Annotated in this window: 17 protein-coding genes; 4 read left to right on the top strand and 13 right to left on the bottom strand. The window is 68.5% G+C overall.

Annotated features, from left to right (window positions below; all coding sequences use genetic code 11):
* Positions 1-31 precede the first annotated feature (31 nt).
* Positions 32-1,534 (bottom strand): ATP-binding cassette domain-containing protein, encoded by a 1,503-nt coding sequence (locus AZL_RS33575; RefSeq protein WP_012976576.1) that lies wholly within the window; start codon positions 1,532-1,534, stop codon positions 32-34.
* Entirely contained in the window at positions 1,531-2,664 is a 1,134-nt protein-coding gene (locus AZL_RS21555; RefSeq protein ID WP_012976577.1) for a hypothetical protein, read from the bottom strand. The genes AZL_RS33575 and AZL_RS21555 overlap by 4 nt, the downstream gene beginning before the upstream one ends.
* 155 nt (positions 2,665-2,819) lie before the next feature.
* Between AZL_RS21555 and AZL_RS21560 the strand changes: the two genes are divergently transcribed.
* Positions 2,820-3,224 (top strand): DUF6524 family protein, encoded by a 405-nt coding sequence (locus AZL_RS21560; protein ID WP_012976578.1) that lies wholly within the window; start codon positions 2,820-2,822, stop codon positions 3,222-3,224.
* 16 nt (positions 3,225-3,240) lie between these two features.
* Entirely contained in the window at positions 3,241-3,645 is a 405-nt protein-coding gene (locus tag AZL_RS21565; RefSeq protein ID WP_012976579.1) for a DUF6524 family protein, read from the top strand.
* Here AZL_RS21565 and AZL_RS21570 read toward each other — a convergent pair.
* Positions 3,596-4,327, bottom strand: a complete 732-nt coding sequence (locus tag AZL_RS21570; RefSeq protein WP_012976580.1) for a hypothetical protein — start codon at positions 4,325-4,327, stop codon at positions 3,596-3,598. The genes AZL_RS21565 and AZL_RS21570 overlap by 50 nt on opposite strands.
* Positions 4,328-4,368: 41 nt before the next feature.
* Positions 4,369-4,800 (bottom strand): hypothetical protein, encoded by a 432-nt coding sequence (locus AZL_RS21575; protein ID WP_042444961.1) that lies wholly within the window; start codon positions 4,798-4,800, stop codon positions 4,369-4,371.
* Positions 4,801-5,332: 532 nt separating this feature from the next.
* Between AZL_RS21575 and AZL_RS21580 the strand changes: the two genes are divergently transcribed.
* Positions 5,333-8,704 carry an ABC transporter substrate-binding protein gene (locus AZL_RS21580; RefSeq protein WP_042444963.1) on the top strand — a complete coding sequence of 1,124 codons (3,372 nt, stop codon included), beginning with the start codon at positions 5,333-5,335 and terminating at the stop codon, positions 8,702-8,704.
* A gap of 21 nt (positions 8,705-8,725) precedes the next feature.
* On the opposite strand, the gene AZL_RS21585 is transcribed toward AZL_RS21580, so the two are convergent.
* The 9 genes from AZL_RS21585 to AZL_RS21625 all read right to left on the bottom strand — a co-directional run bounded on the left by AZL_RS21585 (position 8,726) and on the right by AZL_RS21625 (position 19,791).
* On the bottom strand, positions 8,726-9,475 hold the full coding sequence (locus tag AZL_RS21585) for a GNAT family N-acetyltransferase (RefSeq protein ID WP_148219576.1): 750 nt from the start codon (positions 9,473-9,475) through the stop codon (positions 8,726-8,728).
* A gap of 8 nt (positions 9,476-9,483) precedes the next feature.
* The gene (locus AZL_RS21590) at positions 9,484-11,964 is read right to left on the bottom strand and encodes an MFS transporter (protein ID WP_042444965.1); all 2,481 of its coding nucleotides are present in this window, start codon (positions 11,962-11,964) and stop codon (positions 9,484-9,486) included.
* A 32-nt stretch (positions 11,965-11,996) separates the two neighbouring features.
* Complete coding sequence (locus AZL_RS21595; protein ID WP_012976585.1) at positions 11,997-13,175, bottom strand: ABC transporter substrate binding protein; 1,179 nt, start codon at positions 13,173-13,175, stop codon at positions 11,997-11,999.
* Complete coding sequence (gene alr, locus AZL_RS21600; RefSeq protein WP_012976586.1) at positions 13,172-14,341, bottom strand: alanine racemase; 1,170 nt, start codon at positions 14,339-14,341, stop codon at positions 13,172-13,174. The genes AZL_RS21595 and alr overlap by 4 nt, the downstream gene beginning before the upstream one ends.
* Positions 14,342-14,360: 19 nt before the next feature.
* Positions 14,361-15,401 (bottom strand): hypothetical protein, encoded by a 1,041-nt coding sequence (locus AZL_RS21605; protein WP_042444967.1) that lies wholly within the window; start codon positions 15,399-15,401, stop codon positions 14,361-14,363.
* Between the two features lie 37 nt (positions 15,402-15,438).
* Complete coding sequence (locus AZL_RS21610; protein ID WP_042444969.1) at positions 15,439-15,939, bottom strand: hypothetical protein; 501 nt, start codon at positions 15,937-15,939, stop codon at positions 15,439-15,441.
* Between the two features lie 25 nt (positions 15,940-15,964).
* A complete protein-coding gene (locus tag AZL_RS21615) occupies positions 15,965-17,053 on the bottom strand; it encodes a tetratricopeptide repeat protein (RefSeq protein WP_012976589.1) in 1,089 nt (362 codons plus the stop codon).
* 81 nt (positions 17,054-17,134) lie between these two features.
* On the bottom strand, positions 17,135-18,754 hold the full coding sequence (locus AZL_RS21620) for a peptide ABC transporter substrate-binding protein (protein ID WP_012976590.1): 1,620 nt from the start codon (positions 18,752-18,754) through the stop codon (positions 17,135-17,137).
* Between the two features lie 110 nt (positions 18,755-18,864).
* Positions 18,865-19,791 carry a mitofilin family membrane protein gene (locus tag AZL_RS21625; protein ID WP_042444973.1) on the bottom strand — a complete coding sequence of 309 codons (927 nt, stop codon included), beginning with the start codon at positions 19,789-19,791 and terminating at the stop codon, positions 18,865-18,867.
* 963 nt (positions 19,792-20,754) lie between these two features.
* On the opposite strand from AZL_RS21625, the gene AZL_RS21630 reads away from it, so the two are divergent.
* A complete protein-coding gene (locus tag AZL_RS21630) occupies positions 20,755-22,278 on the top strand; it encodes an efflux RND transporter periplasmic adaptor subunit (protein WP_052293737.1) in 1,524 nt (507 codons plus the stop codon).
* Positions 22,279-22,352 lie beyond the last annotated feature (74 nt).

Consider the following 22,352-nt stretch of genomic DNA (forward strand, 5'->3'; position numbering starts at 1 on the left):
GCTATCGGGAAATATCCGAATAGCCGGCTCATCAAAGTGTCAGAATCGAAATGATCGCGTGGACCAGAAGGGTCAGAGTCACGCCGACAATGATCGAACGGGCGATCGCGGCATTTATTTCGAGCACCGATTCTTTCTTTCCGCAGCCGATAACAATAGCCGCGCAGCCGGCGAGCAGCGAACTGAGGGCCACCTTCAGCAGAACCCACAACATGCCGGTCGAGGGATGGATGCCGTCGGGCAGCAGCTTGCGGAAGAAATGGCCGCGCCACAGTTCGAAATTCTGCATCGGGAACTGGACGTGCCAGGTCTGCATCGACGCCCAGCTCGCCATGCCGAGCGAGATGACCAGCAGAATCAGCGAGCCCACCACCATGTTGATCAGGATGGCGGAGAAGATGTAGCCGCGCGCGGTGATGCGCAGATTCTGCATGGCGCTGAACTGCGACGACAGCACGCGGTTGCCCATGTCGGCGGCGATGATGGCGTTGTTGCGCGCCACGAACAGGATGCTGCTGATCAACGGCACCGCGACGGTGGCCTGGACCAGCCCCAGCCCGACCAGCGTCTCGTCATGCAGCAGCGATTTCAGGTAGCCGCCGAAGGAATTGTAGTGGAAGCCGAACCACATCGAGACGAAGCCCATGATCAGGGCGCCCGATCCCATATAGATCAGCATCAGCGGCGAGATGCAGAGCTCCCAGAAATATTCGGCGAGGTAGCGCAGGAACCAATGGAAGCGGGAGCGGTGGCCGACCTCCGCCTGCCAGTCCCGGCGCCGGTTCCCCGGCCGGGCGGGGGCATCGACGCTGTCGTCCAGCCGCAGCAGCGCCGCCTCGATCGCCTCGGCATCGCGCGGCACCTCGACCAGCCGATGGTTGCGCGTGTCGAACAGCAGCACGCGGTCGGCCACCGGCAGCAGATCCTTGACGTGATGGGCGACCACCAGCGCCGGCTTGTTCATCGACCGGCACAGGTCGCGGATCAGCACGCCCAGCCGCCGCGCCATCGCGACGTCCAGCCCCGAATTGGGCTCGTCGAACAGCAGGACCGGGCGGTCGGCCAGCAGGGTCCGGGCGATGGCCAGACGCTGGCGCTGGCCGCCGCTGCAGGAGCTGACGGTCTGGGCCGGGTCGATGCCGTCCAGCAACGCCGTGGCGCCGGCGACGAGGGCGGCGTCCGGCGTCGTCGCCGCATGGTCGGCGGCGATCCGCAGATTCTCGACGGCGCTCAGATCGTTGAACAGGGCGTGGTCCTGGAAGACGATGCCGCCGACCGGGCTGCGTTCCGTCGCCAGATCCATCGGCTGTCCGCCGCAATGCAGCCGCCCCGTCACCCGCCATTCGCCGGAACCGCTTTCCAGCAGGCCGCCGAGCAGCTTGACGACGGTCGATTTGCCGGAGCCGCTGGGCCCGACCAGCAGCACCACCTCCGCCGGATCGATGGTGAAGCTGGCGTCGCGCAGCAGCGGCTGGCCGTTCGGCCGGTCGATGGTCAGCCCCTCGATGACGAGGGCATGGGAGGTCTGGGTCATTGCGGCACGGCATGCAGGAGGATGCGGGGCGAATAGCGGTCCAGCGTCAGGATGTCCTCGCGCTGGCGGGCGCTCATCAGCACGATCAGCGGGCCGCCGCGCCCGGTCAGGAAACCCTGGAAGGTGTGGGCGGCCAGCGCGTTGAGATCGGCGCCGGCCTGGACGCCGAACAGCAGGTCGGGGGCGAGACGGGCCAGATCGCCGGCCGGGCCGGAGACCGGCTTCAGATAGGCGCCCAGCCGCGGGTCGTTCACCATGCGGCCGGCGACGTCGCGCAGGCGCTGCTGGTGGGCCAGCGCGTCGACCACATTGCCGGCGAAGGTCTTCAGGAAGGCCTTCGCCTGCCAGCTGTCGGCGAGCTGCCGGGCCGCCCGGTTGACCAGCCCCGCCTCGCGCGTGTCGCGCAGGATGGCCTCGACCGCCTGATCGATGGGGGCGAGATCCCAGGATTGGTTGTGGAAGGGATCGAGCGCCGCCCCGACATTGGCGCCGATCAGGTTCCACACCAGCGGTTCCAGTTGCTTCATCGCGATGGCCTTCAGCTCGCGGCCGACGATGTCGTGCAGCATCGGCTCGGCGCTGCGCAGGAACTCCTCGTAGGTGGCGCGGGTCGAGGGGGCCTGCCACGCCTCCTCGATCGCCAGCCGGCCGATCTCCTGGAGGGCGTCGCGGTACTCCCCGGTGAATTCCGGCGATTCGAGGATGGCGTCGATGGCGGCGCGCAGGCCGCGGCCCACCGTCTCGATCCCCCGCCACAGCCGCGCCCGCTCCTCGTCGGTGGCGAGCAGCCAGAGGACGCGGAACTCGGTGTTGAACATCAGCGCCTCGCTGCCATGGATCAGCCGCGGGTCGGACGGATCGAACAGGGTGATGTCCACCCGCCCGTCCGGCCGCAGCAGGCCGGTGCCGCTGCGCATGGTCGCGTGGTCCTGCTGCATCAGGAAGACCGGAACGGTCACCGGATCGGCGGACGGCGGCCCGTCCGTCGGGGCGGCCAGCTGGTAGCTGACGGTGGCGGCGGCATGGCGGGTCGGCAGCGTCGTCCAGCCCGCCGACAGGAAGAGGGCGCCAAGCGCCAGGCTGGCGACCACGGCGGCGGGCCGGCCGAACAGGACGTTCACGGGGGTCATCTCAGCCGATCCATCGCGAAGCGGTTTTCGCCGGCGTTCCGCCTTGTCGCGGGCGGAGCCGGCGAACCGGGGATTTTCCCGACATTGACCGGGGAAGGGGGGCGGCGTACGGTCTGCCGACGGGAAAAACCGGAAATTTGTGCAGAGTCGCCGCCATGATGACGACAGCGGGTTTCATCGTCCGGATCATCTTCGCGGTCCTGCTGGTCTTCTGCATCTACAACCCGTCCGGCTATTCCTATTACGACTGGCTCGTCAGCGATCAGGGGCACTGGACGGTCAAGCTGTTCGGCGCCTCGGTGCTGGCCTTCCTGTTCTTCATCCATGCGCAGGCCACCTGGCGGTCGATGAAGCTGATCGGCATTCTTCTGGTGCTCGCGGTGGTGTCGTCCTTCGGCTGGGTCCTGTGGGATTTCGGCGTGATCGACCTGTCGGATCCCACCACCCGCTCCCTTGGCCTGCTGAGCAGCATCGCCATGGTGCTGGGCGCCGGCCAATCCTGGTCGCTTGTCCGCTATCGCCTGAGCGGTCAGGTCGATTCGCAGAACCTGATCGCCTGACGGGCCGGACGACATCATGAAGAGTTTCGGCTATCTGATCCGCACCCTGACCTGCTTCCTGCTGCTGTTCGCCACCTGGAACCCCACCGGCTATTCCTATGTCGCCTGGCTCGGCATGGAGGACGGCAGCCGGCTGTCGGTGAAGATCGCGGTCGGCGTGCTGCTGCTCGCCCTCTACGCCGCCTATCTGCGCATCGCCTGGGTGGCGTTGCGCCTGTCGGGGGTGCTGACCGCCTTGACGATCCTCTACAGCGGCTATCTCTCGCTGCGCCATCTGGGCCTGCTCCCCGGCGACGCGCCCTTGTGGAGCAGCTACCTGTCGCTGGTTCTGGCGGGGCTGGTGATGGCTGCCGGTGTATGCTGGTCGCATTTCAAACGCCGAATTTCCGGCCAGTCGCACGTGTTGACCCCCCCGCCCTGATCCGCTTGCCGCCATTTCCGTTGCCGCTCACCGGGGCGCCCAGCGGCAGCATGGATTTCGGCGCGCGGAAGTGACGCTGCTTCTGGAACAGGCCCAGCGTATTGTAGCGGTATTCCTGCATGACCAGCACCGCCACCGCCAGGGCCCAGAAATTCAGGCGGTTGAGCAGCCACAGGCCGAGAAGCATGGCGTAGAGCGTCGCCACCGACGCCAGCGCCGCCAGCGTCAGATCCATCGCCAGCGTCAGCATCGCCATGCGCCAATGGGCGCGGTAGAAGCCCCAGGCCCCCCGCGCGCCCAGCAGGGCCAGGGCAAAGCCGACGATCAGGGTCAGGTTGAGCCGGTCGTCCCGCTCGGCCAGCCAAGCGGCCAGCCGGTCGGGCGCCTTGTCGAGGATATCGAGGACCAGCGCCTCGAAGGCCGGCGGGTCGAGGTCCCAGGGGCCGCCGACACCGAACAGCAGATCGGCGTTCAACCCGCCCCCCGGCAGCGGCGTGGTCAGGATGAAGCAGAGGCCGATCAGGAAGCCGCACAGCTCGGCGACGCCGGCCCGGCCGGGGCCATAGGCGTGCCAATGCCGGGCGGTGTCGAACAGCCCCCGGTAGATGATCAGCGGGGCCGCGATCAGAAGAGTCCCGATGAGGATGACGGTTCCCGACGCGAACAGGTCGAGGATGTCCATGGGCGCCGCTCCCCGCCGGAAGGCTCAAAGCCGCGTGGCGATCAGGTTTCGATCTTGCGGTACCAGCGCTTGGTCGGAATCAGACCGGCCCGCCGCGGTTGCCAGCCATTGTCGACCATGATGCGCTTGATGTGGCGACGCGCCTCTTCCTCGCTGATGGAGTCGTTGGAGAAGTCGCGCAGGATCGACGCGGTCTGGTTGAACTGCTTCTTGCTGACCTTGCCCTTCTTGCCGGCATATTTGTCCAGCACCTGTTCGATCCGGCGGTCGGTTTCGCTTTCGAAGACCAGATCGTAATCGTCGGCGACGCAGCGCATGACGCCGCGCGCCTCCTCCAGGGTCAGGCCGCAACGGACGACCCCATCCTCCAGGATTCTCCGTTCGGTATCGCGCTCGATATATTTGCTTGAAATACCATTGAGCTTGACCAGATCGGCGAACTTCCGGCGGCAATCCTCGACTGTATCGGTCATTTCAATCCCAACCCATTGCGTTGCCAAGTGCATATCGACGCTTACGAACGAAAAAGGCGTCCGCCTGTCCTCACGCTGTCATCCCGCCATCCCCCGTTCCGGACCCGTCGCACCGCCGCTCTTCAGCAGACCGTTCATCGGTCGGCAATTTTTGCGCGCTTCCTCCGGAAAGAGCCGTCAACATAGTCTAACCGATGGATTCTTTCCACAATAGTCGCGCTCTATCCATCGGGGGCATCCCTAGCGAGACCATCATCGTTCTGGTTGTGGTTGGTTTTTCCGACATTATCTCCACAAACAATGAATCGCCGAAGCGCTGGAATCTTCGGATTCGCCGCCCGCTCTTTTGTTTCGCGACTCGGGTAGGCGGGCGGTGAGGCCGTCATCATTTGCGTAAGCGATCACCGGGCGTGCGGGGATTTGCCGCTCCCGATCGCGCGTGGGACTTGATCGGCGCAGGGGCGTCGGGCCTACTGGATGGAGAATGCCCGCCGTCCGTCCGCCGATTTGGAGTCCTGGGGTTGTCCTACCGATGCGCCTGATCGCCGTTCTTTTGCTGTTGGCGGCATTGCTGGCCGGAGGATTGACGCTGCCGTCGCTGACATCCCGGTCGGCGATCCGGGAGAATGCCGGCACCGTCCGCGTCGCCTATGCCGGGAACCTGTCGGAAGGCGGCCAGGACATCCTGCGGGCGCTGGGGCTTCTGGCCGACAGCGTCAATGCCGCCGGCGGGATCGACGGGCTGCAATTGCAGTTCGTGCCGTTCGACGATCACGGCGTTTCCCCCGGCGCCCGCAAGGCGGCGGCGGAGATCGTGGAGGATGACAGCATCCTGGCGGTGATCGGCCATGACAGCTCCGCCACCTCGCTGGCGGCGGCACCGATCTATGCGGCGGCCGGCATCCCCGCCCTGTCGCCGCTGGCGACCGAAACCGGACTGACGCGCAACAACGCCTGGTATTTCCGCACCGCCCATTCGGACGAGCGCGAGGCCGCCTTCATGGCGGATTACATCCGGCTGGGACTTCTGTCCGATTCGGTGGCGCTGCTGCGCACCCCGCAGCCGGTCGTCGAGCGGTTGGCGGCCCCCCTGCGCGACGCCATGCCGCAGCGCGGACTGGGGCTGAAGCTGGAGGCGGCGATCAACCCGGTCGGCACCGGCTTCGCCCGCGACATGGCGGAGTTCGTCATCGCCCTCAACGGCCTGCCCCCCGAGACGGTCATCGCCCTGCTGGCGACGGAGGAGCCGGCGGTGATGCTGGTCCAGGCGCTGCGCGACGCCGGCATCACCAACCGCATCATCGGCCCGAGCTGGCTGGGGACGCCGGCCTTCGGCAAGCGCCTGTCGCGGCTGCCGCGCGAATCGTCGCATCCCGGCCTCTATACCGGGAAGCTCTACGTCATCAGCTCCTTCCTGCCGGACATCGCCAACCAGCAGGCGAACCGCCTGCTCGCCGCCTACGAGGCGCGCTTCGGGCCGCTCGGCAACTGGTCGGCGCTCTACGCCTACGACGCCGGGCAGCTGCTGGTCGCCGCCGTGCAGCGGGCCGGGCTGGCGGCCAGTTGGAGCACGCGGGCGTCGGCGCGGCGCATGGTGCGCGACCAGCTCGCCTCCATCCGGTCGGTCCTGCATGCGGTGCCCGGCGTCACCGGGCCGCTGCATTTCGGCGAGGACGGCACGCCGGAACGGGCGCTCGGCGTCGGCCAGTTCAACAGCGCCGGGCCGGACGACGGCCCGACCACCGCCCTGACCCAGCTGCGCTACACGGTTGACGCCGACGGCAAGGAGGGGTCGATGCGGCCGCTGTCGGTGGTCCATGTCGGCATGTCGGTCAGCCGCATCTCCGACATCGATCCGGTCAACCGCTCGGCCCGGATCGAGTTCGACCTGTGGTTCCGCTATCGCAACGTCCCGGACAGTCCGCCCCCGGCCGCCGTCACCGACATCCAGTTCCTCGACACCACCGAGCCGGTGGTGCTGGGGCCGCCGCTGGAGCAGTCGCGCAGCGGCGACGAGGAATACCGGCTCTACCACGTCACCGGCCGCTTCCTGATGGATGTCTGGCAGGACGCCCGCCCGCCGCTGGGCGGGCATCGCGTCGGCCTGCGCTTCCGCAGCCGCAACCTGAGCCAGGACCGGATGATCTTCGCCGCCGACGAGGGGGATGGCGCCGCGCATCGCGACCTCGCCCGTGTTCTCGGCGGGCGCAAGGTCGCCGGGTCGAACTGGGCGGTGACGGATGCGGTGCTGACCGCAGACATCCCCGCGGTGGTTCCCGGCGCGCAGAGCCGGCCGGAGGAGCGGCGGGCCGGGCGCGACGCGCCGTCCGTCCGCTTCGAGCTGTCGATCGAGCCGCAGGACCGCGGCTTGCGCCGTCAGATCGGCGGGATGCCGGCCCTGGTCGGGCTGTGGGTCGCCTGCCTGTTGCTGCTGGCCCTGCGAGGGGCGGAGGCGTGGCAGTCGGGCCGCCGGTCCCCCCGCCTGTTCCTGCTGGTGGAGGCGGCGGCGACCGGGGTCGGCATGATCGCCGGCGAAATGGCGCTGATCGACGGCTTCGCGCGGTTCGACGCAGAACGGGCGATGGCCACCGTCGTCACCGTCTTCGACGTGGCGTGGTGGCTGGTTCCCGCCCTGTTCATCAATCTCGCCCTGCACCGCTTCGTCTGGGATCCGCTGGAGGAGACCAGCGAGCGGGCGATCCCCCAGGTGGTCAAGAGCACGGTCACGCTGCTGATCCTGATCATGGCGGTGTTCGGCGTCATCGCCCAGGTCTTCCAGAAGGATCTGACCAGCCTGCTGGCCACCTCGGGCGTGCTGGCGATGATCATCGGCCTGTCGTTGCAGAGCAACCTGTCCAACATCTTCTCCGGCATGGTGCTGAACCTGGAGCGGCCGTTCCGCCGGGGCGACTGGATCAAGGTGGGCGACGCCCCGATCGGCCAGGTGATCGACATCTCCTGGCGCTCGACCAAGATCCAGACCTTCAACAACACGGTGGTCAGCATCCCCAACGCGGTGGCGGCTGGCACGCGGATCGAGAATTGCTCGCACCCCAACAACCGCTTCATCGCCCAGATGCTGCTGCATGTGACGCTGGGCCACGATCCGGACCGGATCGTCAACCTGCTGAGCGACGCGCTGCGGCTGGTGAAGAGCGTGGACGGGCGCAAGACGCTCGGGCTGGTGTGGGTGAAGTTCAACGGCATCGACGAGTTCGGGATGCGGTTCCTGGTGTCCTTCGACCTGACCGACCGCTCGCTCCTGCAATCGCAGGAGCATGCCGTGCTGATGAGCATCCATGCGGTCCTCCGCCATGCCGGGGTGACGCTGGCGCAGCGCCACGCCAACATCCGGCTGGTGGAGGGGGGGACCGACCCGGTGGACGCCCAGCCCGACGCCGCCGCGCTGATCGCCGGGACCGCGCTGTTCCAGCCGCTGGACGCGGCAGCGCGCGAGCGGCTGGCCGCCGGCGCCCGGCCGCAGCGGGTCGCCGCCGCCACGCCGCTGTACCGCCAGGGCGACGCCGGCCGCTCGCTGTTCCTGATCGCCGAGGGCATCGTGGCGCTCGGCATCACCGGCGGCGACGGAACCGAGATCGAGCTGTCGCGGCTGGGGCCGGGCGCGCTGTTCGGCGAGGGCGCCCTGCTGGACGGGGCGGCGCGCACCAGTTCGGCGCGGACCCTGGGGCCGGCGCTGCTCTACGAGATCGACGAGACGCTGCTGGCCCAGGCGCTGGAGGGGCGGCCGTCGCTGCGCGAGCTGCTCGGCCGCATGGTCTCGGCCCGTTCCCCGGACATGCCGGACGGCGTGGGCCCGGACGAGGAGGACCGGCAGCGCGGCCAGGGCAGCGGCATGCTCGCCCGCCTGCGCGACGCCTTCGGCTTCAACGACGTCAATGCGTGAGGGGACGGGCGCTCTCTCCGGTCAGCGGCGCCGGGCCCGGATGCGCGCCACCAGACCGCCGGGAACCGGCGGGGCGAAGCGGACGCGGCCGGGGTCCGCGCCCTGCGGCCAGCCGATCCAGCCCCGCGCCATCAGCGCCATCTGACGTGGCAGATCCATCAGCTCCACCATCTCCCCGCCGTCGGGGACCGCCCCGTCGCCGGGGGTGATGCGGAACAGGGTGTGGCGGATGTGGCCGTCGAATTTGGGGGCGGCCCAGACCATGGCGAAGCCGCAGGCCAGCATGCTGCGCAGGCTGGGCGGGTTGTCGGCCCGCACGGTGACGAAGGCGTAGTCGTGGGGCGCCTGGGGAAACAGCCGCCAGTTGACCGCCTGGACCAGCCGCCGTTGCAGCCGGTGCCCGCGGAAGGCGGGATCGACGATCACCGCCGTCCAATGCGCCACCGCATCCAGCTCCTCGCCCTCGAGGCCGAAGCCGATGCCCATCGAGTCCGGCCCGCGTCCGGGAAACAGCAGGGAGAAAAAGCCGGCCAGCCGGTCGCCGGCCAGCGCCCCCACCGTCAGGCCGCGCGGGCCGAGCATCTCGGCGATCTGCCCGTCGCTGACCGGATACATGCGGTCGCCGATCGCCGCGTCCTGAAGTGCCGCGATGGCCGGCGCCCAGCCGGCATCGAGAACCGCGAAGCGCAGGACCGGCATTTCCGGACCTGACAACTCCACTGTGGGCTCCAGCGGCCCCGGCTCCAGCGGCTGGACCGAGAGCTCCCTCACCGCTCCGCTCATGCCGGTTCGGCCATGGTCGGACGACGGCGCAGGGCCAGGATGGACAGGGCCAGATGCAGCAGCAGCGCCGCCGCCAGCCCCAGCCCGATCAGGGTGGCGCCAACCCCGCCGGCGACCGCGGCGGCGCTGAACAGCATCGGGCCGAGCACCTGGCCGATCTTGCGCGCGTTCAGGTGATAGGATTGCGGCACCGCCAGCCCATGGGCGTCCACCACCGGCAGCCGTTCCAGATAGCGCTGCTGCGCCGTCAGGCCGAAACTGTCGCTGAGACCGAGCAGCAGGATCGCCAGGAAGGCCCCCATCAGGCTGCCGGTCAGGGCGAAGGTGGTCAGCCCCGCCGCCATGATCAGGCCGGAGACCAGCACCGGCAGGCCGGGCGCGACACGGCTCGACCGCATCAGGCGCGACAGCAGCGGGCCGAGATAGACGATGCACAGGCCATAGAGCAGGAAGGCCTGCCCGACGGTGGAGGCCGGCTGGCCCAGCCCGCTGGCGAACAGCGGGAAATAATAGATCAGGAACATGCTGCAGGCGGAGGTCGGGACCGACACCAGCAGCAGGAAGGCGACGAAGGAGGCGTCGCTCCACACCCGCCGCCGGCCGGGAGGCGTGATGCCGGGGGCCGTGGCGGCCTTGGCGGTGGCAGTGGCGTTGGCGGCGGTGACGGCTTCTCCCGCCGGCTCGGGCGTCCACAGCAGCAGCTGGGCGATGCCCAGCAGCAGCACGACGGCGGCGATCAGGAAGACGGCATGGGGGCCGATCTCGTCGGCCAGCAGGCTGCCGACCACCGCGCCGCAATTGACGCCGACATACATGCCGGAAAACAGGTCGGAATAGGCGCCGGTGGCCGGGTCGACGCCGCGGATGCGGTCGATCAGGCGGTAAAGCCCCATCAGCGCCGTCATCGTTCCGGCCCCGACCAGCCCGCGCGCCACGATGAACAGCAGCGGATCGGTGGCGGCGCCGGACGTCAGGGCGCCCAGGGCGGCGAGCGCCAGACCGGCGGCGGTCATCGTCCGCCAGGGCAGGCGGGCGCTGATCCGTCCCGCCAGCAGGATCGCCAGGGCGCCGCACAGCATCTCCGCCGACACCGGCAGGGCGGCGGCCTGGGGCGGGGCCAGCCCGAACAGGCCGCGGTCGAAGGTCTGCATGATCACGGGCACGAAGGACGCCGACAGGAACATGCCGAAATAGAGCAGGAAGGTCAGGAAGCGCAGACCGGCCAGGGACCGGCCGGTCGCCGCCGCTGCCGCTGCCGCCGCTGCCGTTTCGTCCGTCCCGGCCTTCACCTCCGCCGGTCCGCGCATCCGCCGGCTGACGAAGACATGGAGTTCGTAGATGAACATCAGCGAGATGATCAGGATCGTCACGTTGTTGGCGACGACCTCCAGCGTGTTGCGCCGGATATAGTCGCTGTCGATGACGATGCGGAGCGACGGCGTGACGAGGTTGGCGTCGGTCGCCAGCGCCCGTGCCGTCACCAGATCGCCCTTGGCCGGCGCGGCGCCGGAGCCCAGCGTTCCCGGCAGGTCGGTTCCCTCCGGCACGGCCAGGGACATGCCCTTGAAGTGGGGAACGATGGTGATGATCTCGTGGAAATAATCGTCGATGCCGGAGAAGGACCGGTAGGTCGCTCCCCGCCCGATGACCGAGGCGATGTCCGTCGCCACGATGTTCTCGACGATGCCGGTGGTGTTCTCCACCGTGCGCAGATAGGCGTCGCTGAAGGCGCCGTAGCCGGTCACGCCGACGGCGATCTGCACGAGGGCGGCGACGGCCAGCGCGGCCCGCCCGGATCCCTGCTGTTTGGCTCCCTGCTGTTTGGAATCCCGCCGCTTGTCGCCCTTGCGGCTGGACAGCAGGTCCGGCAGCAGGGCCAGACCGCCGAGCAGGAGGATCGCGACCGCGCCCAGCGCGCCGACGAAGATCAAGGTCTGGCGTTCGAAGGCGCGGACATAGTCGTCGATCACCGCGTCGCCGGCGGCGATCACCAGCGTGCCGATCCAGCGCCCGTCGGCGGGATCGCGGATCGGCAGGAACAGCTTGTGCGACCGGCTGTCCGTGTCGTGATAGTTGAAGGAGCTGGTGCGCTGGAACTCGCCGGCTGTCCGGCGCTGCTCATAGCCGGTCAGCCGGTCGCCGATGCGGTCCTTGAAGCCGTAGGTGCCGATGGCATAGGCGACCTGCCCGTCGGGCAGCGCCACCGCGACCCCGTCCGCCTGCGGCAGATAGGTCTTCAGCTGGCTGAGCGCCCGCTCCATGCCAAAGAAATTCTCGATGGTCTTGCCGTATTTGACCGCGTATTCGATGCTGGACACCACCTTGCGCCCGGCCACCCCGAAGGTGGAGAACAGCGCGTCGCTGCAATCCCGCCGGAAGGTGCCGAGATTGACCCCGGCGCTGAAGACCAGCGCCGCCACGATCAGCAGAACGGATGGAAGGAAGGTCGCCAGGAAACGGCCGGTCTTGCGTTGCACGGGACGAATCCTCTCGGCTGATGTCAGGCTGGTCATGGTGTCGCGCCGAGGCTGGTGTAGATGTTGTCGGCGGCCAGCAGCGCCGACATCGCCGGGCGGTAGCCCATGCGGTCGGCGACCGCGAGGTTCCAGGCGATGGTCGGCGTGTCGAAATAGATCTGGCGCAGGTCCCGCAGCCGCTCGCCATTCGCCAGCCGCGCGATCACCGAGGCGCCGAACTGGCCGATGCCGTCGAAATCGCTACGGGCGACGCTCATCAGCGCGCCCTGCGCCACCTCCTCCGGCCCGAGTTGCGAGAAGGTGGGGATGCCGCGCTCCTGGAAGACGCGGACCAGCGCCGGAAAGCGCTCCAGGGTCCAGCGGCCGAAGGTGATGTACATGGCATCCACCCGCTGGGCCAGATCGCCCCAGGCGGCGGCGAGATCGGCGTAGTAGCGCTCCTGGTCGTCGGGGCCGGCGGGGGCCCGGACATGGCGGGCGACCAGCTCGTACCCCAACTGCCCGGCCACCGCCTCGATGTCGGCGATGGAGGCGATGGCGCGTCCGGCCGTGCTGTTCTCATAGGCGATGCCGAGCCGGCGGAAGCCGAAGGTCTCGTGGAAGATGCGGATCTGGCGGTGATAGCGCTGGGGATCGACATGGGCCCAGACATGGTCGCGGCCCGACAGGTCGGCGGCGGTGACGATGCCGGCGGCCACCGCGTTGGTGGTGGAGAAGACCAGCGTCGGGACGGCGTGGCGGTCCACCGCCAGCTTGCGCCCGGCGATGGTGCCCATGACGATCATCAGGTCGAGGTCGCCGCCGCTTTCCAGCCGTCGCAGGATCGGTTCGGCCGGCGCCTGGTCCAGCCCGCCATACCAGCCGTCGGCGACGAAGCGGATGCGCGGGCCGAGGTCGCGCGACGACAGCCAGCGCCACAGCCCCTCGCTGTCGGACTGGCCGGCGTCGTAGGGCATCCTCGCCGCTCCGCTCAGCCAGGACAGGGCGTCCAGGCCCTTCACGATGCTGGCGAGCGTGCCGGCGTAATTGCCGTAGGGCATCGTCTCGGCATAGCCGATCCGCCAGTGGCGCGCGTCGGTCAGCTTGGGCAGCAGGGCGTTGTCGGTCGCGCGGGCGGCCCGCGCGGCCGCGGGTAGACCGCCGGCCAGCACCGCCGCGGCGGTGCCGGCGATCAACTGGCGCCGGTTCACGATCGGGCCGGGTCCGCTCATCCTACCTCCTCCACCTCTCCGACGGACCGGCGCGCGACGCGCGGCCCCAGCATCAGGATGGCCGACGGACGGATGCCGTTGGCCTTGCCGATGTCCTCCACCGTGATCGACTCCATGCCCTGGGCGCCGACGAAGACCACCTCGTCGCCGAGCTCGGCCTCGGGGATGTCCGTCACGTCGGCCAGGACCTTTCCCATGAAGGCCTCGCCGATCAGCGGCGCCCGCCGGCCGCGGATCAGCACGGCCGTGTCGCGGAAGTTTAGCAGAAAGGGAAGATCGGCGTAGCCCATCGGAATCATCGCCGCCCGTCCGCCCGTCCGCCGCCGGGCCGCCGGGCCATAGCCGATGTCGTCGCCCGGTTCCAGCCGGCCGAGATGGGCGATGCGCGACACCAGCTCCATCACCGGGCGGAAGGGGAAGGGGGCGCCGCCGGCCTCGACCATGCGGATGCCGTAGAGCACGGCGCCCAGCCGGACCATGTCGAAGCGGGCGCCGGGGGCGTTGAACAGGCCGGGACTGGTCGCGGCATGGATCAGCGGCGGTCTCGGCACATCGGCCGGCAGCCGGCCGAGCAGGCCGCGGAATCCGGCGATCTCCCGTCCGATCTGGACCGGATCGTCGCGATAGGGGCCGATCATGTGGGTGAACAGCCCCTCCACCCGCAGATTGGCGAAGCGGTGCAGGGCGCGCAGCAGGGGGGCCACCCCGTCCCCCCCGGTGCCCAGCCCGTCGCCACCCATTCCATCCGCATCGGCTCGGACCCGGACATGGAGTCCGGCCACGCCGCCGGCCCGGCGCGCGGCGTCGTCCAGCGCCTGGGCCGCCTCGCCGTCGCTGACGGCGGCGGTCAGGCCGGCGGCGACCAGGGCGGGCGCGTCGCCGGGGCAGAGCGGGTTCATCACCAGGATCGGCGCGGCGATGCCGGCGTCGCGCAGAGCCGTCCCCTCGTCCGGGCTGTCGACGGCGAAGCCGTCGATTCCCGCGCGTTCGAGCGCCCGCGACACCGCCACGGCGCCATGGCCGTAGGCATTGGCCTTGACGACGCCGAGGATGCGGGTGGTGGGGGCCAGCATGGTCCTGGCCGCCGCGAGATTCGCGGCGAGGCGGTCGGGATGAAGGATGGCGCGGCAGCCGGCGAAGTCGTCGGTCATCGGCACAGGGATCATGGTCGCCTCCGTCGGGCCATCAGGCGGCGGCCGAGGCGATGGCGTAGCCATTGACCCCGATATAGCCGAGGAATGTGGTCAGGCAAAGCAGCCCGTCGATCCAGCGGGCGAGCCGGGGCTGGCGCTTGTGCGTCACCTGCATCAGCACCACCGTCAGCGCCGCCAGCAGGATGGCGGCGAAGGTCGTGCTGACGATCACGTCGGACAGGGTGAAGCCGGGGGCCGGCGGCAAGGCGTTGTCGAGCGCGTATTTGTTGCCGACGGCGGCGAAGACCGCCGCCGCGACCAGACCGATTCGGGAACCCGCCATCGCCTCGAAATCCAGGAAGAAGGTCAGCAGCGCCAGCAGGAAGGCGACGCCGAATCCGACGAACAGGCTGCACAGCAGGCGCAGGCCCTGCCGCTTCACCGTGATCGTCGCGACAACCCAGGAATAGACGCTGTCCTTTCCCGACAGGGTGGGATCGCCGAAGCTGGTCGGATGGACCGCATCCCGCGCCGCCAGCTCGAAGTTCTCGATGGTCCATCCGGGGACGGAGACGGCGGGGTCGATGCGGCTGTTCTTCGTATCGGCGAGGAAACGGATGGCGGTGGCGTCGTATTTTCCATCCTCGATCATGATCTTCAGCCGCTGCCGGTCGAAGGGGAAGCGGGTGATCTCCCAATCCTCCGCCAGCACCGCGGCGTGCTTTTCCTGATGCCAGCGGACGCCCTTGCCGGTGTCGAGCGATGGAAACTTCACGCCGTCCGACTTGGCGTTGCTGATCTCCACCGAGTCGTGCGGGTCGTAACCGGGATTGTCATGCAGGAACCACAGCCAGAAGGAGGCGGAGAAGGAGCGCTTCGACATATCGAAATCTTGCAGCTGGGTCAGATACATCCCCACCGTCACCTCGGTCGGGCCCGTCTGCGCCGGGGCGCCCGCCTCCGCCCGTGACGGGGCCGCGCCCAGCGCGCAGGCCAGGACCAGCGGAACGCCAAGGGCGAGAAAGCCGAAAAACGCGCCGGCAAGGGGGCCCCCCTGCCGACGCGTTCCGGTGTTCCGCATGATGTCGGCCACGGAGGCCCTCGCTCGATTCCCGCTCAACCGTGCCCCGTCAATGCGCTGCGGCCGGGATGACGGCGGCATCGGCCGCTCCATGGCCCGCGGCCGGATCGGGTCCGTGGCCCGTCCCGTGACCAGTGCCGTGATCGGCGCCATGCCCACCGCCATGCCCGCCGCCGAAGACCGAGGCGATCGGGCTGGAATGCCCGCCGCCATGATCTCCGCCATGGTCGGCACTGACACCGAGCAGACCGTAGATCACCAGCAGCAGGACGCTGGAGCTGTGGCCGCCGCCATGGTCGTCGTCATGGCTTTCACCATGGCCCTTGCCCCTGTCGCGGTGGGACGACGCGTGCCTGGCCTCGGCATGGACCGGCACCGCATGGCGGACGTTGCGCCCGCCATGTCCGCCGCCACTTTTTCCGCCACCGGAAGCCATGGCCGGTGGCGCGGCGATCAGCATCGCCATCACCGCCGCCAGCCCCATCACCGCCGCCGCGGTCATCCCGGCCGCCCGGGCGGCGGGGGTCGTTGCGTGCGCGTTCCGTCCCATGTTCCCGCCCTCCCTCATCAAACCATCAGTTCATGCTGGCGGTGGCCGGGACGTTCTGGACGGTTCCGATCAGGTTTTCGGTGTAGACGATCTCCCTCGGCGCCAGCTTCAGCGCCTTGGCGGTCATCCGCTCGGCCTCCTCGCGGCGGCCCTGGGCGCTCAGCACCTCGGCCCAGCTGGAGAAGACATCGGAGAAGTTGGGGTCGGTCCGGGTCGATTCGTCGAATTTGGCATAGGCCTCGTCGATCCGGCCGGTCAGCGCCAGGGTGAAGCCCCATTCGCTCAGCGCCGCCGCCTTCACCGCCGGGCTCTGGGCGACGGCGGGATTCTCCACCACCGCCGTGAAGTTGGTGACCGCCGCGTCATATTCGCCGAGGCGGGCGTTGACGACACCGAGATTGAGGCGCGGCGACAGGAAGTTGGGGTCGATATGCACCGCCTCCTCGAACTGATGGATGGCGCCATGGCGGTCGTTCTGCTGGTACAGCACCATGCCCCACAGATTGTGCAGCCAGGGGGCGTAGCGCGAATCGTGCCCTTCCAGCTCGCGGCGCAGGATCTCCAGCGTCGGCGTGAAGTCGCGCGACAGCCGGTCGCGCTTGAACTGGTAGGCGGCCAGGATGTAGGGGTTCACCACCCGCATCGCCTCATAGGCGGCCTCGTGGATCAGCCCCTTCATGTTGTCGACGGTGCCGTTGCGCGAGATGCGCGTCTTGTTGTGGTGGCTGTCGTAGCTGCGCAGGATGAATTCGACCTGCTGGTCGTGGCGCACGATCTCGCCGGAGAAGGTGTAGGGGATCATGTGCGCCGATTCCTGCACCACGCGGATCAGCGGGGTGACGCCCAGATATTCGCCCAGCACCGAGGTGGCGCTCTGGTCGGCATGCAGCTCGACCTGGCGGGCTTCGGCCTTGGTGAAGGCCTGCCGCTCGATCTCCTGCATCTCGTCGGCCAGCTTGGTGATCACCACCGCCGGGGTCAGGCCGGTCTCCTGGGAGATCGAGTCGGGCACGTCGACGTAATCGAAATGGATGGTCTGGGTGTCGGTGAACACCGCGAAGCCGAAGGCCATCGCCAGCGTCACCAGCGGAATTGTGAGAATGCCGAAATCCATGCTGTGTCCCTCCCTGTCGCTCTCAGTGCGCTGTGCTGTCGGTCTGCGGTCGAGTCGCCACGGGTGTCGCGTGGACGACGGTCACGAGGCGGCCTTTCCGGTGAAGGACAGGAAGCGGCTGGGATGGACATCGCGAACGTTGTAGACCCAACCCTTGATCTGCTGGCTGACCAGCGATTTGGTGGCGTAGTGGTAGATCGGGATGACCGGCACGTCGTCGATCATCGCCTTCTCGGCCTGACCGAGCAGGGCGGCGCGCTGGGCCGCCTCCTCGCTGGCCGCCGCCTTGGCCAGCAGCTCGTCATATTTGCGGCTGCGGTATCCGGGGTCGTTGCGCGGCGGCAGCGCGGTGGACAGCATCAGGTTGAGGAAGACGGTCGGGTCGGCGTAATCGCCGATCCAGGCGGCGCGGACGATCTGGAAATCACGCCGGGCGCGGCGCTTCAGATATTCGGTGCGCTCGACGCTGACCGGCTTGACCTGGATGCCCTTGCCGAAGGCGTCCTGCCACATCGAGATGACGGCGTCGGCGATGACCCGGTTGTTTTCCGACTGGTTGTAGAGGATCTCCAGCGACAGCGGCTGCATCGGGCTGAAGCCGGCGGCCGAGAACAGGCGGCGCGCCTCGCGCAGGCGGTCCTCCATCGGCTCGGCGATGAAATCGGCGGTCTGGCGGCGATAGTTGGGCACGATCGGCGGCACCAGCCCATAGGCCGGGGTTTCGCCGGCGCGGGTGACCTTGTCGACGATGTTCTCGCGGTTGACCGCCAGCGACAGAGCACGGCGCAGGTCGCGGCTGCTCTTGAACGGCTCGACCGTCAGGTTGAAGGCGTAATAATAGGTGGCGAGGAAGGGCCGGTTCCAGAACACCTTCGGCTCGGTCAGCGAAATCCACTTCACCCGGTCCTGCGGCACCTCGTAGGTGACGTGCAGGGCGCCGGCCTTGAAGCGGTTGACCTCCTCGGAGGAATCGTCAATCGGGAAGAAGTTGACGCGGTCGATGGCCACCCCGTCGCGGCCGTGGAAGCTGGCGTTCTTGTCCAGGCCGATCTGCTGCTTCGCCCGCCATTCCTGCAGCACATAGGCGCCGTTGCTGACCATCTTGCCGGGATCGGTCCAGCGTTCGCGCTGGCTTTCCACCGTGGCGCGGTGGACCGGCAGGGCGCTGTTGTCGGCGGCGATGAGGTCGAGGAAATAAGGGGTGGGCGCTTCGAGCGCGATGGTGACGGTGCGCGGGTTGGGGGCGGCGACGCCCAGCGTGTCGGCCGGCTTGGCGCCGTCGATCACGGCGGCGGCGTTCTTGATGACGCGCATGTTGGAGGAGGGTTGGATGCCGTCCTTGGGCGTCAGGGCGCGGCGCAGGCTGTAGACGAAATCCTCGGCCGTCACCGGATCGCCGTTTGACCAGCGGGCATCGGCGCGGAGCTGGAAGCTGTAGAGCTTGCCGTCCTCCGACACCTGCCAGCTTTCGGCGACGCCCGGCAGGATGCGGCCGTCCGGACCATACACCACCAGCCCTTCGAACAGGTCGCGCAGGATGTTCGATTCGATGCGTCCATCCGTGCGGTGCGGATCCAGCGTCGACGGCTCGCCGCCATTGCCGCGGTTCAGCACCGTCGCGGCCTGCGCCGCCGTCCCGGTGAAAAGCGCAAGCCCGGCGGCAAGCATCACCGCCGATACCCTCTTCGTTAGCTCTGTCACCGGGGTTCCTCGCAGTTTATTGGCCGTGGAAATCAGGGCGGTGGATGTGTGGGAACCACGGGCCGCAAGGGGCGGGCCGCGGTTCCCGGTTCGGGGTTCGCAAAAGCCGTTTAGGACTTGCCGGCGGCGGTCCAGCCGCGGATCCTGTCCTCAAGCAGGGCGCCGGCGCGTTCCGCCGCCAGCCGGGCGCGGGCGTCGGCCAGCCATGAGGCCGCCGCGGGAGCCGCCGCGCCGTCGAGCGACGCCATCGCGTCGATGGCCGCGGCGAGTTCGCCGGCCTCGAGCCGGGCCGCCGTGGTCGCCAGCAAAGCCGGGGTCCGGCTTTCCGCCGGCGGCGGGACGGGTTGGGCCGCCGCCGCCGCTTCCGGCGCCGGATCGGAGGAGGCGGAGGCGAGGACGATCGACGACAGACCGGTCATCCAGCCCCAGACGGTTTCGCTCAGGCCACCCTGGCCGTCCTGGGCCTCGGCGTGGAGGATAGACGGCACCAGCAGGCCGAAGGAGGCGAACAGCTGGGTCCTGCTCGGCACGCCCTTGGCGGCATAGCCGGCGACCGGATCGAGGGCCTTGGACAGCTCGGCGTCCACTCCGGCGGACAGGCGCAACAGCGCCAGATCGTCGGCAAAGGGATCGGAGGTGCCGAGCTGGTCCTTCAGCAGGCGTGCCGCGATCACCGAAACCGCCCGGCCGGAGACCGCCTGCTGGTCGATTCGCTTGCCGGTGGCCGCGAGCGCCTGATCCAGCGCCGCGATCTTCTCCGGCATCGCCGTCAGGCCGGCGACGGTGCGGTCCAGCGCGTCGAGCTTCAGCTGGGTGCTGCTCGGCGAGAGCAACGAAGAGCGCAGCTCGTCGGCATAGAGGACGGTGCCGCACACCGCCGCCGCCGCCAGCAGGATGGCCAGGGCGACCGGCGTGTTGCCGCGGCCTCCCTGCCGGACGGCGGGCGCGGGCTCGCTGCCGGGCGCGGCCGCTTCGGAAGCCTGCCGGTCCGTGCCGGTCCGGCTGCCGGTTTCGTCGGTGGATTGCACGTCTTGCATACGGTCACGCTCCGCTCGGGTTTGGCATGGATGCTGGGTCTCGCAAGTCGACGTCGATGGCCGGCGGCCCCGGTTCGCGGCGGAGGGGCGGCACGAAGCGCGCCCCGATCTCCGTTGCGATCCACCGGTGCCGGGCGGTCTCACCCTCTCGCGATGTCGATATGTGAAACAGCGGTTCCTATTTCGGGTGCCGAGTAGTCCGCATATCTCATATCGGACAGGCTACCTCAATCAGGGTAAACGGAAAAGCCTGCAGGAAAGTTACACAGACATCCGGGGAGTGAAATTTTCCCATTGGGAATCAGGGACTTATCGTTATCTACCGAGAAAACCTCTCGAACGAGCAGATTGCTGTTTGCCGGTAATTAAATTACTGGTTGTCAATGTAATCTTTATAGATAACTAAATCTTAGGTGTACATATTTTTGGGAGTTGTGTATCCAAACAGTCCTGGCGAGAAAAACGCCGCAACAAGATTTCTGTTACGCTTTTTCTATATTTCGCTGATGCCTGTCCCAGGGTCGATATTCATAATTCGTTAGGCTTGCTCAGGTCCAATCATCGCAGGCAAAGCGTCACGCACCGGGCGGAGGGTCGGGTCCGGGATCGGGTCCAAGTCCGGGACGGTCGTGCTCGCGCCGCTTTGCCGCGTGGATCGGGCCTTATCAAGTCGGAAGCTACATGCCGAACGTGTTTGGAACGGTGGATCGCACCATGGCGGGTCCGGACCTGCCTCCTGCCGCCGGGTCTGCGGAGCTGGCTCTGTCCCTATGGAGGGATCGCCGCCGGCCGCTGACGCGCACGCGGGCCGTTGTGTTGTCCTCGGCGGTTGCCGCGTCCATCCTCTCGGTTTGGCTGCCGGCGGCATCCGCTGCCGCCTGGAACCGTCACGCGACGGATGCGGAGGATGAGGCTCCCCTCCGGCAACGGCGTCCGGCGCCAACTCCCGCGACGACTCCCGCTATGGACGGGTCCTGGCTGTCGGACACGGGTCAATGGATCGGATCCACGGCCTGCGCCGCCGCGACCACGGTGATGGACAGCGCGACAGCGCCGGTGGCGGCGGTCGGCGGCTATGTGTCGAGCGGATCGCAGGCGCTCAGCCAGTTCAGCTGGGAAGTCGCCTATATGTTCGGCGTCAACCGGACCCCGGTCAGCCAGGTCCATGTCCCGGACACCACCATGACGGTGGCGTCGGCACAGGAGCTCTCGGGACGCGAAGCCGTCCAGGCGCCGTCCACTCCGGCGCCAGCCGTGTCCGTGGCGGCTTCCGCCGCCGCCTCCCCGGCCGTTTCCGCTGCCGATTCCGCCTCCGCTGCCCCGGTCGCCGCGGCGCCTCCGTCGCCGTCGGAACCGGCGGCGTCCGTCCAGCCGCCACCGCGACCCTCCGCCCCTGCCGCACCGATGGTCGCGGAAGCGAAGCCGCCCGCGCCGCCGCTCGCCGCCGACGCGAAGCTGCTGGCGTCGCTGGCCGTCGACAAGCCTCAACGCCGCCCCGACGGCTCCTATTTCGTGCCGAAACCCCTGCAACGGATGTTCGACATCCGCACGCAGAAGGCCGAGAGCGTGCGGATTCCCCTGACGGTCAAGCTGCCGGGGCGGATCGTTCCCGATCCCAACGCCCATGGCGATGTCGAAGCCAGCCTGCTCGGCCGGATCGAGCCGCCGAAGACCGGCATGCCGGTGCTGGGCGAGACGGTGCGCAAGGGGCAGATCCTGGGCTATGTCTCGCCGGCTATCGGTGTCGTCGACCGCAGCCAGGTCCGGCGCGAGGTCGCCCGGCTGACCAACGAGATCCGCATCACCGCCGAGAGCCTCGAGATCCTGAAGCAGTTCTGGTTCGTGCCCTTCCGCGACGGCAAGGTGATGCAGGCGGAGGTCCGGCTGGAGGGGCTGCGCCGTGAACGCGAGGCCCTGCTGCCGATGCTCCAGACCCAGGAGGTGCTGCGGGCGGCCATCGACGGTGTGATCAGCGCCTCCACCGCCATCAACGGCCGGATCGTCCATCCCGGCGAGAAGATTTTCGAGATCGTCAACCCGCAGCGCCTGTGGATCGAGGCGGTCGCCGCCGACCCGGAGGTCGCCCGCGGCACCCAGATGGTGCAGAACGCCAGTGCCGTGACGCCGGAGGGCGATCCGCTCGACCTGACCTTCATCGGCAGCGGTCTTGCCCTGTTGCAGCAGTCGGTGCCGCTGATGTTCCGAATCGAGAATCCGATCGAGGGGCTGCGGGTCGGCCGCCCGGTGACCGTGACCGTCCGCAACGAATCGAAGATGCGCGAGGGCATCCCCATCGCCCGCGAGGCGGTGGTCAATGATTCCGGCGGCTCCGAACAGGTCTGGGAACTGGTGGAGCCGGAAGTCTTCATGCCGCACACGGTCAAGACGGAGACCATCGACGGGCGCAGCGTGCTGATCTCCGCCGGGCTCGAGTCCGGCGCGCGGATCGTCACCCACGGCGCCCGGCTGCTGTCGCAATTCCAGTGATGGATACCCGCTTTCCGGGGTCGCCCGATCAAGGCCCCTCCCGGCCAAAGCCCCACGGGTCGAAGACCCAAAGG

The organism is Azospirillum sp. B510 (genome assembly GCF_000010725.1).
Taxonomy (GTDB): domain Bacteria; phylum Pseudomonadota; class Alphaproteobacteria; order Azospirillales; family Azospirillaceae; genus Azospirillum; species Azospirillum lipoferum_B.